This is a genomic window from Staphylococcus sp. HMSC056G08 (genome assembly GCF_001812305.1).
In the GTDB taxonomy this organism is placed as follows: domain Bacteria; phylum Bacillota; class Bacilli; order Staphylococcales; family Staphylococcaceae; genus Staphylococcus; species Staphylococcus simulans.
In genome coordinates this window covers 42,004-60,383 of record NZ_KV808528.1, presented here as the reverse complement: position 1 = coordinate 60,383, position 18,380 = coordinate 42,004, and the positions used below count along the sequence as shown (strand labels likewise).

Here is an 18,380-nt window from a genome sequence, read left to right as displayed (position 1 = left end):
GCTATTCTGAAAATTTAGACAGAGGTGAGTCTTTTGACTAAAAATATTTTATTTGTTGGTTTAGGTTTAATCGGAGGCAGTTTAGCTACTAATTTCAAGTACTTTCATGATGATGTCAATATCATCGCCTATGATTCTAATCCAAGTCAACTTGATAAAGCCCTATCTATTGGTATTATTGATGAAAAAGTATTAGATTATGAAGCAGCAGTAGCAAAAGCAGACATTATCATTTATGCAACACCTGTCCAACAAACCGTTCAATATCTAAAGACTCTTACAAATTTGTCTACAAAACCTGGGTTGATCATTACAGATACTGGAAGCACTAAAGGGACAATTCAAGCCTTTGAAAAACAATTACTAGCAGAGAACATTCACTTGATCGGAGGACATCCAATGGCCGGCAGCCACAAATCAGGCATCTTAAACGCTAAAAAGAATTTATTCGAAAATGCTTACTACATGCTGGTGCATTCAGAAAAAGACAACGATGCAGCTTCAGAAGAAATTAAACAGTTACTCCAAGCCACACGTGCAAAAGTCATTGCTACATCACCTGAAGAACATGATTTTGTGACGAGTATTGTCAGTCATATTCCTCATATCGCTGCAGCATCTTTAGTCAATTTAAGTTTAAATCATGATCAAGATTCCCCGTTAATTAAACAGTTAGCAGCTGGTGGTTTCCGAGATATCACACGTATTGCCAGCAGCAGTCCTGAAATGTGGAGCGATATTATGCATGAGAATAAAACATATATCTTATCTGGTATCGAAGAATGGCAAACACAACTCGCCCTACTTGCTTCACAAATCAAAAATGACGATAACGAAGGTATTTATCAATTTTTCGAACAAGCACGTGAGTACCGTAATCAGTTACCAGCGAAAAAACCAGGTGCTGTGTCTAGTTCTTACGAATTATACGTCGACATCCCTGACGAACCTGGTATGATCAGCAAAGTAACATCTATACTAAGTTTACATAATATTTCTATAAGTAACATTAATATTGTGGAAGTCAGAGAAGATATCTATGGTGCATTACGCATCAGTTTCAAAACACCTGAAGATCGTGAACTTGGCATTAAAGCCTTAAATGAATTCGATACTTACAGTCTATAAATCATTAAAAGCTCCCTTCAAAGCATACATCAAGCTTTATAGGGAGCTTTCTTTACATTTTATGGCCTGCCATAAGACCTAAGCGTCCGTATTTCGTACCAGCATCTGTATAAGAGATGGCTTTTGAAACAATACCTTTACCATATTTTTCTTGTAGTTGATCAATTGCTTTCGCTAAAGCTTCACTTCGTTTTCTTTCATACTCATCTACAAACAGATTTAATTGTTGGATACCTTCAGGCACAAATTGTGTTAATGAAACACTGAGCGTGCGATAAAGCAGCTCTTTTTCGCATAATTGATTTGCCCACTTTTCTACGCCTTTCCAAATCTCTTTTTCCAAATTTGTCGGTTCGTCTAATGTGAACTGTTTATGCACGCCTCCACCATCTTTATAACCAAAAGAAAAATGAATAGTACGTGCACGCATTTTACGTAATCTAACGCGCATTGCTACATCTTCAATTAACTCTTGCATGACGACTTTCGCATCTTCATACGTATAGTCGTGCATTAATATCTGACTCTTACAAATCGATGGATTGGTAATTTTATGTTTCTCCCGTATTTTACTTTGATCAATCCCATGTGCATGCAGATGTAAATCAATCCCTTTAATTCCGAAATCTCGTTTTAAGTATTGATAAGGATAATGTGCTAAATCACCAATCGTAAATATCCCACGCTTATTCAATTTCTTTTCGGTACGTGTATTGATCCCCCAAAACTTATGCAACGGTTGGATATTCCATAACTTCTCTGGCACATTTTGATAGCGCCATTCCGCAATGCGATTATCATTATGTTTTGCTTCAATATCCATCGCAAGTTTACTCAGCAACATATTTGAACCGATACCGATTGTACAGTATATCTGTGTCTGTTCATAAATTTCTTTCATCAATTTGATACAAAATGAATGGACGGTACTACTGAAGCGATGATAACTGTCTGTCACATCCATAAAAAATTCATCAATACTATACTGATGCAAATCTTCAGGTGGTACATACTGCAAAGCAATTTTAGAAATCATAATCGAAACGTCCAGATACTTACGCATACTGGGATTAATAATATAAATATCATTGCGGTGCGGAATTTCAAACAATCTTGAACCTGTGGTTATACCGATGGCTTTTAATGGCGGTGTTGCTGCTAATACAACAGAACCTTGTCGTTTTGTATCAGCGACCACCGCAAGCTTTGTCTTTAAAGGATCTAAACCTTTTGAGATACACGATACACTCGCAAAGAAGCTTTTTTGGTCAATACATAAAATATCTCTATCCTCTAATAAATGGTAATCATACATTGTAACACCCCCGCTTCTGATACTTTTAGTATATACGAACATTTGTTCTTATTCAATACTAAAGAGAACAAATGTTCTCCTTTAAAAATTATTATATTCCTAATCTCTTCGATACATTAGTGGTATAATAAACTTACATCAAACAAGGGAGGCGTTCTCATGCCATTAGTAAACATTAAATTAATCGAAGGTCGTACAGACGAACAATTAAAAGCATTAGTGAAAGAAGTAACAGATGCTGTAGAAAAAACTACAAATGCTGATCGCAACGCTATCAGTGTAGTATTAGAAGAAATGAAACCAACACATTACGGTGTCGGCGGCGTTAGAAAATCAGACCAATAATAAAAAAGGTGAGCAGCAGTTAATCATTAACACTAACCGCTTCTCACCTTTCTTATTTTACCTCTCTATCTCCTCTTTCACCTTTACCTCTCATCTATTTCTATCCTCTTTACTACTTACCTCTCCTTCACCTTAACTTCCTTCGTTTCACATCTCTATCCACTTTACATACACATACAGACCACCCACACCGCTTTAAACGTAAAAAACAGCCGACATCTATATGCCGACTGCTTTCTACTCAATCCATATATTCCATCAATATGAACCAAAGTACTGCGCTGTTAATTTTGTCCTTCTTTTTTCTTGTTGCTGTTATCATTGCTGTTGTCATTTAAAAATTCTTCAATTGCCTTTTTATTCGCAGGCTTATCTACTTCTAACGCACTGCCGCTTTCAGGTGTTTGAATATCTTGATAAGTTCCTTTCATTGGAACCGTTAATGTCTTCACGTCTTTATCACCGCGGATACCGAAGTTCATACCTGTTTGAATTAACGCAGAGTCTGGAATATCTGTATTCAGATAACCACGTAAAATACCTGCGACTTTAGGTAATTTAAAAATCGCACCTGGTTTTGTCATTTCTTGTTTTAACGCTTGAATCACTTGTTGTTGTCGTCTGACACGACCAAAGTCACCTTCAGGGTCATGACGAAAACGTGCATAACCTAATAACTCTTTACCATTTAAATTATGATGCCCTTTTTTCAGTGAGACACCAATTAATTCTGACATATCTTTCTCTACATCAATCGGAACACCATCAGGAGCTAACTCATCGACCATTTTCTCGAAACCTTCGAAATCCACGACCGCATAGTATTCAGGGTTGATACCATAGTTTTCAACCAAAGCTTTTCTTAAAAGCTCAGCACCGCCTAATGAATAGGCTGCATTAATTTTATAGTCTCTATATCCTGGAATTTTTGCGTATGTATCACGCATCACAGAGACCACTTTCATTTTTTTATGAATATAGTCATATTGTGCTACCATGATAGAGTCTGTTCTAGATTTACCGCCATCTGATTTGTCTGCCCCTAAGAGTAAAATAGAAATCTTACCGTCGTTTTTAACAGGACCGTTAAACTTCTCTACTTTCATATTTGAATTATGTTTTTTCGCATAATTAATACCGCTTCTATACCCAGACACCGCATATACAACCATAATAATAAATACAATTAAGATACCTAAAATCACAAACGGAAGTTTGCGCATGCGTTTCTTGGTGCGTTTCGGAAGCGGTTGTTCGCCACTGCTTCGTTTATAATTGTCATTATTCGTTTCATTTGTCATTTTAACCAACCTTATACTTCAAAATTAACAGCCTATGTAATATAATTAATACATACTAAAGTTATATAATTTTCTTTTAAAAATCAAGTATTTTCTAAGCAAATGGTACTAAGGTCCCATAAAAAGAAAGGATAGATTGAATGAATATCAATACAGCTTATTTTGCCGGGGGATGCTTTTGGTGCATGACTAAACCTTTCGATACCTTTGATGGTGTTGAAAAAGTTACATCCGGCTACATGGGAGGCACTGTTGATCATCCCACGTATGAACAAGTTAAAACAGGTCAAACCGGTCATTTAGAAACCGTTAAAATAGAGTACGACGTTGCCTTAATTTCATACAATAAATTACTTGAGATTTTCTTTTCAGTCATCGATCCTACCGACGCTGAAGGTCAATATCAAGATCGAGGCTCACAGTACCGTACAGCTATATTCTATACTAATGAAGACCAACAAGAAACCGCTGAACAATATATCGAGTCATTAAAATCAACTATCAACAAAGATAAAGCTGTTGCGACGAAGGTTTTACCTGTTGCGACATTCTATGAAGCAGAAACATATCATCAAGATTTCTATAAAAAGAATCCAGAACGTTATCAAGAAGAACAAGCACAACGTGAAGCCATCAAACAACAACGAAAAGACTCATAAGCTGATTCTCATATAAAAATGCGCAAGCTCATCATAATGATTGATGACAGACTTGCGCATTTTTTCTATGCTTTATTTTGTTTTAGAATTGATTCTGCTGTTTGGTCTGCATTTGACCAACGCGATGCATACATCATATCCGTCCAGTTTTGGAATAATTGTTGCGCATAAGAAATCCAATGGGCTGGCAACAAGTCTAGAGAATCTCCTCTGAAGTAGTTTTTAGGTTTAACTGCGGTTTCTTTAGACTTATCACTATCACGTTTAAATTCATTTAACAACGTATCATTCTCATATTCAAAATGACCGCCGATAAATAAATCTGTTTGATTGCGATTAGAGATAAAGTCTATACCCGTATACGGACTATACGTAATCACATTTAAGTCTTCTTCTTCCATGACTTCTCCTGGATCCATATAAGAACCTCTAGATTGCGGAATAATGTATTCTGGTATTTCAGATAACGCAGGATGTGCTTGTAAAATATGATAGCGATAAATTCCAGTGAGTTTCTTTTTAAACATTCGCTTATGAATACCGTAGCGATAATTCAAAGCAAATTGCGCACCCCAGCAAATAAACAAACGTTGTTTCACATGTGTATTCGACCAATCAAAAATCTTTCTTAATTCTTCGATGTAATAGACTTCAGAGAAATCAAGATGTTCTACAGGAGCCCCTGTCATAATCATGCCATCGTAATGGCGATGTTTGACAGCTTCAAACGTTTTATAATACTGTTCTGCATGATTATAAGAAGCAGACTGCGATTTGTGAGTAACCGGATAGATGAAGTCAACATTAATTGCGTGGCTCGTCAAACCAAGCAGTCTCAGCAACTGTCTTTCAGCATCTTGTTTCACCGGCATCAAATTAACAATCAATAAATTCAAACCTTCAGGTATACGCTTCTCTTTAAATTCGATTTGCTCTGTTTTTAGTACAGGCAGAATCGGAACGCTATCAATAAACAACATCTTAAATCGAGTCTAATCCTTTTTCTAAGTCAGCGATAATATCATCAATATGTTCAAGACCGATAGACACACGGATTGTTTCAGGTGTAATACCTGCTTTCAATTGATCTTCTTCATTTAATTGTGCGTGTGTTGTAGAAGCCGGATGAATCACTAATGATTTCGCATCGCCGACGTTCGCAAGTAAAGAGAAGAGTTCTAAAGATTCGATAAATTTAATGCCTGCGTCATAACCGCCTTTGACACCGAAAGTGAAAATAGAGCTTGCACCTTTAGGTAAATATTTTTCTTTTAAATCATAGTATTCGCTTGATGGTAAGCCTGCATATTTAACCCATTCAACTTTGTCATGGTTTTCTAAGAATTTCGCAACTTTTTCTGCGTTTTCAACATGACGTTCAACACGTAATGATAATGTTTCTAAACCTTGTAGTAATAAGAAAGCATTAAATGGAGAAAGTGCTGCACCTGTATCACGTAATAATGTTGTTCTGACTTTGAATGCTAAAGCAGCTGGTCCGAACGCTTCAGTGAACACTAAATCATGATAAGATGGATCAGGTTCTGTTAAGCTTGGGAATTTATCGTTTTGTGTCCAATCGAAGTTACCGCCATCAACGACAACACCACCCATTGAAGTACCATGACCACCAATAAATTTAGTCGCTGAATGTACCACAATGTTCGCACCGTATTTGATTGGTTGGATTAAGTATGGAGAAGCAAATGTATTATCAACAATTAATGGAATACCCGCTTCATGTGCAATTTCTGCTAATTTTTCGATATCTTCAACATTACCTTCAGGGTTACCGATTGTTTCAATATAAAGTGCTTTTGTATTCTCTTTAATCGCATTTTTAACTTCATCACAGTTTTTACTGTCTACGATTGAAACATCAATACCGAATTTAGGTAACGTATGTGCAAATAATGTATGTGTACCACCGTATAACGTAGAGCTTGCGACAATGTGATCACCTGCATCTGCAACAGTTTGAATCGCATATGTGATTGCAGCCATACCTGAAGCTACCGCAACCCCAGCGACACCGCCTTCAAGTTCTGCTACACGTGTTTCAAACACTGCTACTGTCGGGTTTGTTAAACGTGAGTAAATATTACCTAATTCTTTTAAGCCGAATAAGTTCGCCGCATGTTGTGTATCATCAAATGTGAAAGATGTTGTTTGATAAATCGGTACTGCTCTCGAATGCGATGCTTCATCTACCTCTTGTCCTGCGTGTAATTGTAACGTTTCGAATTTAAAATCATTTGTCATGTTCATTTCCTCCTTAAATGTAAAAAACGAGCCTACCTGAAAAAGATAGACTCGCTACGGGCTTATCTTTCAGGTCTTCACCTGCTGGAATTAGCACCTAACTTAAATAGGTTGCCTGGTATCGTAGGGCCAGTCCCTCCACCATTCTTGATAAGTTTTTTTATTAATTTATTCAGAGTATAGACTGAAATTCAGACAATGTCAATAGACTTTTCTTAGTTTTCTGAATTTTGGATTAAAATAAAATATTTGGATAACAAAATTTACATACGTTTAATCGTAAACCATTAAAAAAAGACCGAGACCTTTTTTGGCCTCGATCTTTATATGCACCTTGCAGTATGAAACCGTTCAACTAGTGTTTAGAGCGAATCACTAACAATACTTTAATCATACTTTGCCATAAGGAACTGTGTCTTGAGTAAACTAAATATCGTGGTTCCCACTCTGGTTTGAATTTGTCTTTATAACGTCTTAAACCGCTGAAGCGATATAACGTATTAAAGTTATCAAAGATTTTACCTGCGACACGTTCATTCCAATATGAGTATTCATTTTGACCGACATTGGATAAGGTCGCCATACCCATGTTAAATGCTTTGTAGCCTTTTTCTTGGCTCCATAACAACATATGCAGATAGAGCGCATCCATCAACGGTAAATCTACATCTGGCAACCAACGAATTAAATCTACTGAAATGGAATCATTGTAATACGTCGGCATTAAACTGCAGAATGCGATGACACGGCCATTTTCTTCTTTTAGAATTCCAATCGGTGCTTTTGATAAATAATCATGTGTGAAACGGCCGACTGAGAAATGCATTTCATTTTTGCCGTCTAACCATTGATCACTAATATCTTCCAACTCCTTAAGGAATTCATCTGTATATGGCGGTTCTATAATCTCAAATTGAACATTTTGGTCTTCTAGTTTATTTAACGTTGCTCTGAATCCTCTGCGTTTTTTACCAGAAGTTGTAAATGTTGTTAAATCAATGACCGCTTCTTCACCCAATTTAAAGAACTGGTTACCAAAATCATGATATAGCGGCATATGACGATTTGTCGCTTGATAGAAAATCACTTCATAACCCAAATCTCTAGCATAATGGTACAACGATTCAAACAAATCATTAAATCGTTTAGGGTTACCAATCGGATCACCTAATACCACAATACAATTAAGTTTAAAGCGATACATCACAAACGCTTCTTTTGATTCATCCATATACACTGTTTTATCTCCACTATGAAGCAAATGGCTTAAATAGTTGCCGCCGAATTTTTCGATAATCGCTTCACACTGTTCGATATCATTGGCTGGATAATCTTTACGATACGCATTTTCAAATAACCAGACAATAAACGTCACGATAATAATAACCACAAGAATGGTCAACCATAAGTAATAACGTAACATTGAGTTATCTACTTCAATACGGTAAGCATCTACCGCATCTAATACAAAGACAATCATATAGTGATTCAGTGTCAACATAACAACACTAATAATCAGCATTGAAACTATATGGCGTAAACGAATCGGACGTTTTAGGACTTGTGCTTTCATAAAGGCATAAATCAATAAACCAAATACCACAAGCAACCACGTAATTAATAAAAATGAGGTATTCGTATACACTGTAATCACAAAGATCAACACGATAGAAACCATCGCAAATAATATGGCTCTGCGGCTTTGTTTAAAGATACCGCGAACATTCAACATCAGAATTAAACAAGCACTCGTATGAATCGTCACCACAATATAATAAAACATATGGTTCGGATCATATAAGCCTTCATAAATAATACTGACGTTATTTAAGATAAAGACTAAACTCGTAAACATGACCAGTACCGCTAAAGAAAGCGATGGAATTTTAGAAGTGATGGATTTTTGATATGAAAATAAAAATGAAGTCACTTCTTTTGCTGGTGTATAGTACTTCGATTGTTCAATATAACGTTTAGCTGAAGTACCAAATTCAAACATTGATAAGATTAACGCAATAATCACTGGAATGATATAATACGCAAAACGATATAACATCAACGCTAAGACAATTTTTTCTTCTGGTAAATTCAAGTGCTTCAAGCCGACTAAAATCACGACATCAAATGCCCCGAAACCACCAGGAATAAAACTGATTAACCCGGCAATCGCCGCAATAATAAAGATACCGACAAATGATGTGAATGACACATCTAAGTTGACAATTCGTAATGCAAAATAGAGTACAAAACTTGCGGCTAACCATTCCACACCTGACACTAGTGTTAAATAGACACCTGTAAAACGACGAGACGGTTCTACTGGTTTTTTAATTGTTATAAAGATAAATACAGGCAAGAAACATGCGACCACATAGAGTAAAACATGTACTACTGGATAATCATTCAGTAAATGTTTCGCATTAAAGACATGGGTCACGACTAGAATCGACAGCATGCTTAAACCAGTCAACATCGATAATAAAACCAATGAAATATAATGCAATAACGTTTTCGTATCTTTCACGTAAGGTTTATAGACTGATAGACGTGCACCTGCACCTATAAAGCCTCCAAATCCGATAATAGAATTCAACGCATTGATAATATAGCTGACACGTAATACTTTAAATAAAGACATTTTCAATTTTAAAGTCCGTACCATCGTCACATCATACAGGCTTAATAATAATATAGATAAGCCACCAGCAACTAACAGACTCGTTAATTCAACACGATTCAATTTTTCAAACAGTACAAATAATTTTTTAAAGTTCATGGTTGAGAGTTCTTTGTATAAAGTCGTCACAACTAAGATAAAAAGAACAGTCGCAAACACAATTTTCGCACCGGTGATTAATCGACCTTTTAATTGTTTTGACATTGTTTCCCTCAATTCCTCACACCATTTCAAGCAATTCATGAAATGATTTATAATATACCAAAATGTTACCACATAACTATATGTCAAAGCACCAAAAAAATAAGACATGACACCTAACAAAAGTGTCATGCCTTATACGTTACTTTACTTCAATTGATTATTCGGATTATCTGCCCACTCATCATCAGCAACTTCATAAGGTCCTGAATCTTGACCATAATAACGGTTATAACGACGTTTATACATACCGAATAAGTGTGTGACTAACACTTTAATGACCGCATAACCAGGAATTGCGAGAATGACACCCACAATACCAAGTAAATTACCTGCACATAATAATACAAAGATAATTGTCAAAGGATGAATCTTTAATGTTTTACCCATAACGTTAGGTGAAATAAAGTGACCTTCAATAAATTGAACTGCTGTCCACACAACAATTAATTTTACTAACATAATCGGTGATGTAATCAACGCCATAATAATAGCTGGAGAAATTGCGATGGTTGGTCCTAAATAAGGAACCACACTCGTGACTGCCGCAATACTCGCTAAAACTAAGCTGTAATCTAAACCGATAATCGAATAACCGATAAAGAGTAAGATACCGATACAAAATGATACAATGATTTGACCTTGGATATATGAACCTACTTGTAAGCTCATGCTTTCAATTACTTCATGCACATCTTGACGATATTTCGGTGGCATCACTTTTGTTAAACCTGCTTTGAAGCGATGACCATCTTTTAAGAAGAAGAAGAGTACGAATGGTGTTGTGACGATAACCACACCAATATTCACAACCGCTTCAGCGATTGACATAATCTTCGTTCCGAAACCATCAAAGAAATCTGAAACCATTGTCGGTACTTTCTTCGCTATTTTATCAAGCTGATCTTGAATTTGCGTATAGAAATCAGACATACCCGCAAAATGCGACCAGCTAGTTACTTGATCAACCATTTCATTAAATTTATCTACATAACGTGGGAAGTTATGCGCGAACGTTTTGATTTGGTCGCTAATGACTGGAATTAGTAAATTAACTACTAACGCAATCACCGCTGCAGCGAAACAAAACAGAATAATAATCCCCCATAGTCTTGGGATATTATAACGTTCCATAAATTGAATAACTGGATTTAACAAGTAGAATAAGATCAAACCTAAAATAACCGGCGCTGCAATCGTATTGAATATGATCACAAACGGGTGGAATATGTACGATACTTTATCAAATATAAATATTGTTAATCCAATCATAATCAACATCAGAAGACCGAACATCAAGTTCTTACCTCCGATAAATCTCATAAACCGTGTTTCACTCAGCGAAAAACGCTTCGGTTTATCATTATTTTCCATGTACTTCACCATTCCTTGCTATTGATTAATCATATTTTATCGCTATTTTATAAAAAAAGAAACTTTTTATTTATCATTCCCTTCAACGCTACTCTTTACCCCTAACCCTAAAAATAAAAACTGATGCCTAAAAGAATTTAGACACCAGTTTGTGTTTGTTTACTATGGTTTGACTATAGCGATTTTATCCCCATGAGTCACTTCACCTTCATGAACCAACTCTATTTCTGGTTGTTCTTGATTTGTGACGATAATCGGTGTGATAGTACTATCCGCATGTTTCTCAATATAATCTAAATCTACTTTCATCAACGGTTGGCCTAGTACAATTTTATCCCCTGCTTCAACTAAAATATCAAAGCCTTGGCCTTCCAATTTAACGGTTTCTAAGCCGAAATGAATTAATAATTCTACGCCGTCTTTAGATTCTAAACCCAGTGCATGTTTGGTTGGGAAGATCATCTTCACTGTACCATCAAATGGTGCGTAGACTTCACCTTTAGATGGTTGAATCGCAAAACCATCTCCCATCATTTTGCCAGAGAAGACTTGGTCAGGTACCTCTGAAAGTGGAACGACTTTACCTGTAATCGGCGCATAAATTACTGCACCGCCCTCAGCTACAACTTCTGCTGTTTCTGTATCTCCATCTTCTGTTACTGTCGTTTCTAACGGAGACGTAATCTTGCCATCCATAATCTGTTGCATATCATGTTTGATTTGATCTGACTTCGGTCCGAAAATCGCCTGCATATTATTGCCGACTTCAAGGACACCTGATGCCCCTAAATCTTTTAATTCTTGAACATCCACTTGAGACTTATCATTCACTTCTACACGTAAGCGTGTAATACATGCATCTAAATGTTTAATGTTGTTTTTACCACCCATCGCATCTAATACTTTAAATGGTAATTCACTCACTGACACGTTCGTTTGTGTCACTTCTTGATCTTCACGACCTGGTGTTTTCAAGTTCATTTTCTTAATTAAGAATGTGAATAAGAAGTAGTACACAACTGCATAACAAATACCGACTGGAATCACTAATAACGCATTGGAACGATCCCATGATAATAAGCCATATAAAATATAATCAATAAAACCGCCTGAGAAGGTCATACCGATTTTAACGCCTAATAAATGCATAATTAAGAATGAAGAACCTGCTAAAATGACATGTGCGACATACAGAATCGGCGCTACAAATAAGAATGAGAATTCTAATGGTTCTGTAATCCCTGTTAAGAATGCTGTAAGCCCTGCTGATAACATTAAACCTGCGACTACTTTTTTACGTTCTGGTTTCGCTTGACGATAAATCGCGAACGCTGCTGCTGGCAAACCGAACATCATAAATGGATATTTACCTGTGGTAAAAGCCCCTGCCGTAAACGGTACACCATCTTGGTATTGTGCCATCCAAATACGTTGGTCACCACGAATTAAGTTACCCGCTTCATTTGTATAATGTCCGAACTCAAACCAAAATGGTGCATAGAAAATATGATGTAAACCAAATGGAATAAGTGAACGTTCAATAATCCCGAAAATAAATGTCGTTAAAGCTAAGTTTTTACCTAATAAGAAATTAGATAAGTTATTTAAGCCATCTTGAACAGGTGGCCATACAAAACTTAAAACAATCCCTGTCACGATTGCGACTAATGATGTAATAATCGGTACAAATCGCTTCCCAGCAAAGAATCCTAAAAATTGAGGAAGTTGAATGTTGTAGAAGCGGTTGTAACATATTGCTGCTAAAGCCCCGATAATAATCCCGCCGAATACACCTGTTTGTAAGGTCGGTATGCCTAATATCAAAGCATGTGCCGGGTCTTTTGCTGATTGTCCTAACGTTTTAGCCCCTTCAGCATAAGAATAAATATCATCAATTGTAATACCTACGACTTTACCCATGGTCGCATTCATAATTAAATAACCGACTAGTGCCGCAATACCAGCAACACCATCACCGCCTGCTAAACCAAGTGCTGTCCCCATCGCAAAGAGTAATGGCAAGTTATCAAAGATGACCTGACCAGATACTTCCATAATCTGGCTGACCATCTGAATATAATGATTTTCCATCCAAGGTGCGTAGTGTAAGATTTGTTCGTTGTGCATCGCATTACCGAACGCCAGTAAGATCCCAGCTGCAGGTAAAATCGCCACTGGCAACATTAAGGCTTTACCAATACGTTGTAATTGTCCAAAAAAGAATTTGAATAACTGTTTCATAGATAACCTCCTTGTATAAAAAAGCACGAGCTAGAAACCTCCTAGAGTTTCATAGCTCGTGCTCAATGTGCATGACGCATCGATTAAAGTGTCTAAGGTGTTGTTTCTGTGTAGCTGTTTCTATTTAATTAAGACTGCTTTATCACCATGGTTAACATGGCCATGTTGTAACACTTCTAATGTGCGATCATTTAAATTTGTAACGACGATTGGTGTAATCGTACTTTCAGCATGTTCTTTAATGTAATCTAAGTCGACTTTCATTAAAGGTTGGCCTAAAACGAAGTTATCGTTTTCTTTAACTAAGATGTCGAAACCTTGACCTTCAAGTTTAACAGTTTCTAAACCGAAGTGAATCAATAATTCCACGCCATCTTCTGATTCAATACCAATCGCATGTTTTGTTGGGAAGACCATTTTCACAGTACCGTCGAATGGTGCATAAACATCACCATTATCTGGTTTGATTGCGATACCGTCGCCCATCATTTTTTCAGAGAATACTTTATCTGGTACTTCTGTAATATCTACTAATTCACCTGTAATCGGTGCATAAATCACTGCGTCACCTGTTTGCGCTACTTTCGTTGTTGCATCACCTTCATCAATCACTGTAGTTTCTTCAGGAGATGTGATTTTACCATCCATAATCTGTTGCATATTATGTTTGATTTGATCTGATTTCGGACCAAAGATCGCTTGCATGTTGTTACCGACTTCAAGCACACCTGAAGCACCTAAATCTTTCAAACCTTGTACATCTACTTTTGCTTTATCATTTACTTCTACACGTAAACGTGTAATACATGCTTCTAAGTGTTTGATGTTAGATTCGCCACCCATCGCGTCTAACACTTTGAATGGTAATTCATTTGTTGAAACTGTTGATGTCTGCATTTCTTTGTCTTCACGACCTGGTGTTTTGTAGTTCATTTTTTGGATGACGAAGCGGAAGATAACATAGTAAATAACCGCATAAATTAATCCAACTGGAATAACTAACCACCATTGTGTCTTATTCGGCAAGATACCGAGTAAGAAGAAGTCAATAAATCCACCAGAGAATGTGTAACCTAAGTGCACATCTAATAAGTAAAGAATTAAGAATGATAAACCATCTAACACTGCATGAATGAAGAATAATAATGGTGCTACGAATAAGAATGAGAATTCTAAAGGTTCAGTGATACCTGTTAAGAATGATGTCAAAGCACCAGATAACATTAAACCAGCAACCACTTTTTTATTTTCTTTTTTCGCTGTTTGATAAATCGCAAGTGCTGCTGCTGGTAAACCGAACATCATAACTGGGAATTCACCTTGCATGAATTTACCTGCAGTTAAAGGTACGTTATCACGAATTTGTTCGATAAAGATACGTTGGTCACCATGAATGATTTGACCCGCCAAGTTTTTATATGAACCGAATTCAAACCAGAACGGTGCATGGAAAATATGGTGTAGACCAAACGGAATCAATAAACGTTTAATGAAACCGAATAAGAATACAGCTAATCCTGTATTTGATGCTAATAAACCTTCACTGAATGCGTTTAAGCCACCTTGGATAAATGGCCAAACAATCGCCATTGGAAACGCTAAAATAAATGATAGCGTCGCCATCATAATTGGTACGAAACGTTTCCCTGCGAAGAACCCTAAATAACTTGGCAGCGAGATGTTATAGAACTTGTTATAACACCAGGCCGCTAAAGCCCCGATAATGATACCGCCGAACACACCCGTTTGGAGTGTCGGAATTCCTAATACTGTCGCAAAACCTTTTGCAGCATCTGCTGCTTTTTCAGGTGTTACATTTAAGAACATTCCCATTGTTTTGTTTAATACAATAAAACCGACGAATGCTGCGATAGCTGCAACACCATCTCCGCCGGCCAACCCGATTGCGACACCTAATGCGAAGATAATGGCCAAGTTATCAAAGATAATCCCACCGGCACCTTCCATCATTTTCGCAACGTTTTGAACACCTTCTACTTTAATAAAAGGCAGTAAACTTTGAAGCGCATCGCCTTGAAAGGCGTTCCCTAATGCTAAAAGTAAACCCGCTGCCGGTAAGATCGCAACAGGAAGCATTAACGCTTTACCAATACGTTGCAATTGACCGAAAAACTTTTTCCACATAAAAGTTTCCTCCTAAATTTATAAAGTTGTAAACATCACCTAGCGACATAGCAGCAAAGAAAAAAGGCATGAGTAATAAAAGCTGGAAGTACGACCAACTTTCATGACTCATGCCTAATCGAATTAGTTACACGTTATGATTTTGATTTTTATTCGCAAAATGATAAATATGCAACGTCAGATACGAGAGTTCCGCTTCATAGACAGGAACTTCAAGATGCTGCTGCATCATTTTAATGATTTTAACAGCTACATTATAGCACACGGGATAATGCGCTTTCAACATGTTTCCGAAATCTTCATTGACTTGAATAGTTTCACCTTTTTGCAAGCGTCTGATTAAGAACTGGATATGGCGGATAAAACGTTGATAGATAATCGAACTTGTATCAATTGTATAACCTAAATCATGTTCCATAATTTGAACACTTTTATTGATAATCTCATTCGTCAATCTTACTTCGCTTAAAGTTAAATCATCTTTACTGCTTGCGATATGTAACGCGATAAAGCCGATTTCATCATCTGGAAAATCAATATCTAACAAGCCGTTTAAATGCTCTATCACTTGAACCGCAATTTGATATGATTCAGGGTATAGCTGTTTCGTTTCAATTAAGAATGGATTTTTAATAAATTGCTGCTGTTTGATACGTTTATACGCAAACAAGATATGATCCGTTAACGCGACGACTAAATCATTATCATCAACTGAGCGATCCGCTTTCGTGATGATATCAATCGCTTCAATAATTGATTGTAAAACATCATCATCAGCCATCTCTACTAATGCTTTATAATGTTCTTGTTCAGATTTATGTTCTAATTTATAAACTTTATCAATCATTGCTTTGTCAGATAAGCGCATCCCTTTTTTCTTATTAAAACCGATACCTTTTCCGATAAGAACGACTTCGTGCTGTTGTGTTTCATCTTTACAGATGATGACGTTATTATTTAATGCTTTCTCTATCACGTAGCTGCTCATGAAGATCACCTTTTCTCCTCAATACTCTATCCTATTCATTATAGCCCATTTCACTATTGATAGCGCTGAATTAGAAATTATTTTACCATATCCTTGTACATACTTGGACTATTTTTTATTATTTCATGTTTTTCTTCTCTAGAAATACAATAATTTGTCATTTTTTATACTTCTAAAAAAATAAAATCCCTTATCAACAACACATGATGTGTGTGATAAGGGAAGCAAATGGTTGAATCTCTTATTCAACTCATACTCTATTTATTATTTTTTACGTGATAATTGTTTAGCTGGATCGCCCCAACATTCAATACCAAATAAATTGATTTCCAAGTTCTCTGGCTTGAAAATTGGTTTCTTACCAGCTTTACGTTGGTCATGGTAATCTTTCATCACAGCCAGTGCAATGTTAGACAAGGCAATGATAGAAATAATATTGACGATTGCCATTAAGCCCATGAAGACATCCGCAGTACTCCATACTGTTTCTGTTTTCACGACTGCACCAAAGAAGACTAATAATACAACTAAACATCTGAAAATAAATAACACCGTTTTATTGTAAGATAAGAATTCAATGTTAGATTGACCATAATAGTAGTTACCGATAACAGATGAGAATGCGAACAATGTAATTGCGACAGATAAGAATATACCGCCTGCACTGCCTAAGTGTTCGTTCAATGCTGATTGTGTTACCGCAACCCCTTGTGGTGCACCTTCACCAAATTGTAAACCGCCGTATAATAAAATAACGATTGCTGTTGCAGTACATACTAAGATTGTATCGAAGAATACACCTAATGACTGAAGTAAACCTTGCTTTACTGGGTGTGGTACAGCTGCTGTTGCTGCCGCGTTCGGCGCAGAACCCATACCGGCTTCGTTTGAGAATAAACCACGTTTAATCCCTTGTAATACTGCCGCACCGACTGCACCGCCAGTCGCTTGTTCAATCCCAAAGGCACTCTTGAAGATTGTTAAAATCATTGGAATGATTTGGTCATAGTTCATGATTAAGATGACTAATACCACACCAATATAAATAATTGCCATAATCGGAACGATATATGAAGACAATGTTGCAATACTTCTTACACCACCGAAAATGATAATTCCTGTTAATACTGCAAGGACAATACCTGTTACGACTGGGCTGATATGATATTGTGTTTTCAATGATTCTGCAATGGTATTGGCTTGTACTGTATTAAACACAAAAGCGAATGTAATCGTAATTAATACCGCAAATAAGACACCTAACCATTTTTGATTCAAACCTTTTGTCATATAGTACGCTGGTCCCCCACGGAAACCGCCTGCTTTATCAGGCACTTTATAAACTTGTGCTAAAACGGATTCTACAAACGCACTGGCAGCACCGATAGACGCGATGACCCACATCCAAAAGACTGCACCAGGACCACCTAAGACAATCGCAGTCGCAACACCGGCAATATTACCCGTACCTACACGAGATCCTGCACTGATTGCGAAAGCTTGGAAAGGTGAAATCCCTTTTTCACCGCTATCTAATGTTTCAGGTTTTTCCACTAACGCTCTAAACATTTCTCCAAATGACGTAAACTGTATAAACCTGGAGCTGATTGTAAAGAAAAGTCCTGCAGTCAGCAGTAAACCGATTAAGTATTGTGACCAAATCAGGTCATTCCCTACTTCAACAAATGCTTTAAACCAACCAGGTACTAAACTATCAAAATCTTTCACATTTATTACCTCATAT

At 36.7% G+C, this 18,380-nt stretch carries 13 protein-coding genes and 1 riboswitch; of the genes, 3 read left to right on the top strand and 10 right to left on the bottom strand.

Annotated features, from left to right (window positions below; all coding sequences use genetic code 11):
* Positions 1-33: 33 nt before the first annotated feature.
* Positions 34-1,128, top strand: a complete 1,095-nt coding sequence (locus HMPREF2846_RS12160; protein ID WP_070626728.1) for a prephenate dehydrogenase — start codon at positions 34-36, stop codon at positions 1,126-1,128.
* 52 nt (positions 1,129-1,180) lie between these two features.
* Here HMPREF2846_RS12160 and HMPREF2846_RS12155 read toward each other — a convergent pair whose 3' ends face one another.
* Positions 1,181-2,443, bottom strand: coding sequence for a Y-family DNA polymerase (locus HMPREF2846_RS12155; protein ID WP_002480878.1), 1,263 nt, complete (start codon positions 2,441-2,443; stop codon positions 1,181-1,183).
* Positions 2,444-2,602: 159 nt separating this feature from the next.
* Between HMPREF2846_RS12155 and HMPREF2846_RS12150 the strand changes: the two genes are divergently transcribed.
* Complete coding sequence (locus HMPREF2846_RS12150) at positions 2,603-2,788, top strand: 2-hydroxymuconate tautomerase (RefSeq protein WP_002480877.1); 186 nt, start codon at positions 2,603-2,605, stop codon at positions 2,786-2,788.
* 284 nt (positions 2,789-3,072) lie between these two features.
* On the opposite strand, the gene HMPREF2846_RS12145 is transcribed toward HMPREF2846_RS12150, so the two are convergent.
* Complete coding sequence (locus HMPREF2846_RS12145; RefSeq protein WP_002480876.1) at positions 3,073-4,089, bottom strand: LCP family protein; 1,017 nt, start codon at positions 4,087-4,089, stop codon at positions 3,073-3,075.
* A 140-nt stretch (positions 4,090-4,229) separates the two neighbouring features.
* Here HMPREF2846_RS12145 and msrA point away from each other — a divergent pair, with 140 nt between their 5' ends.
* Positions 4,230-4,748, top strand: a complete 519-nt coding sequence (msrA, locus tag HMPREF2846_RS12140) for a peptide-methionine (S)-S-oxide reductase MsrA (RefSeq protein WP_002480875.1) — start codon at positions 4,230-4,232, stop codon at positions 4,746-4,748.
* A gap of 65 nt (positions 4,749-4,813) precedes the next feature.
* Here msrA and HMPREF2846_RS12135 read toward each other — a convergent pair whose 3' ends face one another.
* The 8 genes from HMPREF2846_RS12135 to HMPREF2846_RS12100 form a co-directional block, all read right to left on the bottom strand.
* Entirely contained in the window at positions 4,814-5,728 is a 915-nt protein-coding gene (locus tag HMPREF2846_RS12135) for a homoserine O-acetyltransferase/O-succinyltransferase family protein (protein ID WP_070626727.1), read from the bottom strand.
* 1 nt (position 5,729) lies between these two features.
* Positions 5,730-7,010, bottom strand: coding sequence for an O-acetylhomoserine aminocarboxypropyltransferase/cysteine synthase family protein (locus tag HMPREF2846_RS12130; RefSeq protein WP_070626726.1), 1,281 nt, complete (start codon positions 7,008-7,010; stop codon positions 5,730-5,732).
* Between the two features lie 59 nt (positions 7,011-7,069).
* A riboswitch (SAM riboswitch) is annotated at positions 7,070-7,167 on the bottom strand.
* 198 nt (positions 7,168-7,365) lie between these two features.
* Positions 7,366-9,891 (bottom strand): bifunctional lysylphosphatidylglycerol flippase/synthetase MprF, encoded by a 2,526-nt coding sequence (gene mprF, locus HMPREF2846_RS12125; RefSeq protein ID WP_070626725.1) that lies wholly within the window; start codon positions 9,889-9,891, stop codon positions 7,366-7,368.
* 144 nt (positions 9,892-10,035) lie between these two features.
* Complete coding sequence (locus HMPREF2846_RS12120) at positions 10,036-11,262, bottom strand: AI-2E family transporter (RefSeq protein WP_031262556.1); 1,227 nt, start codon at positions 11,260-11,262, stop codon at positions 10,036-10,038.
* A gap of 162 nt (positions 11,263-11,424) precedes the next feature.
* Positions 11,425-13,503 (bottom strand): glucose-specific PTS transporter subunit IIBC, encoded by a 2,079-nt coding sequence (gene ptsG / locus HMPREF2846_RS12115; protein ID WP_070626724.1) that lies wholly within the window; start codon positions 13,501-13,503, stop codon positions 11,425-11,427.
* A gap of 120 nt (positions 13,504-13,623) precedes the next feature.
* Positions 13,624-15,648 carry a glucose-specific PTS transporter subunit IIBC gene (ptsG, locus tag HMPREF2846_RS12110; protein ID WP_070626723.1) on the bottom strand — a complete coding sequence of 675 codons (2,025 nt, stop codon included), beginning with the start codon at positions 15,646-15,648 and terminating at the stop codon, positions 13,624-13,626.
* A 127-nt stretch (positions 15,649-15,775) separates the two neighbouring features.
* A complete protein-coding gene (gene glcT, locus HMPREF2846_RS12105) occupies positions 15,776-16,636 on the bottom strand; it encodes a glucose PTS transporter transcription antiterminator GlcT (RefSeq protein ID WP_023015248.1) in 861 nt (286 codons plus the stop codon).
* Between the two features lie 264 nt (positions 16,637-16,900).
* Positions 16,901-18,364, bottom strand: coding sequence for a glutamine transporter AlsT (locus HMPREF2846_RS12100; RefSeq protein ID WP_002480867.1), 1,464 nt, complete (start codon positions 18,362-18,364; stop codon positions 16,901-16,903).
* Positions 18,365-18,380: the final 16 nt, after the last annotated feature.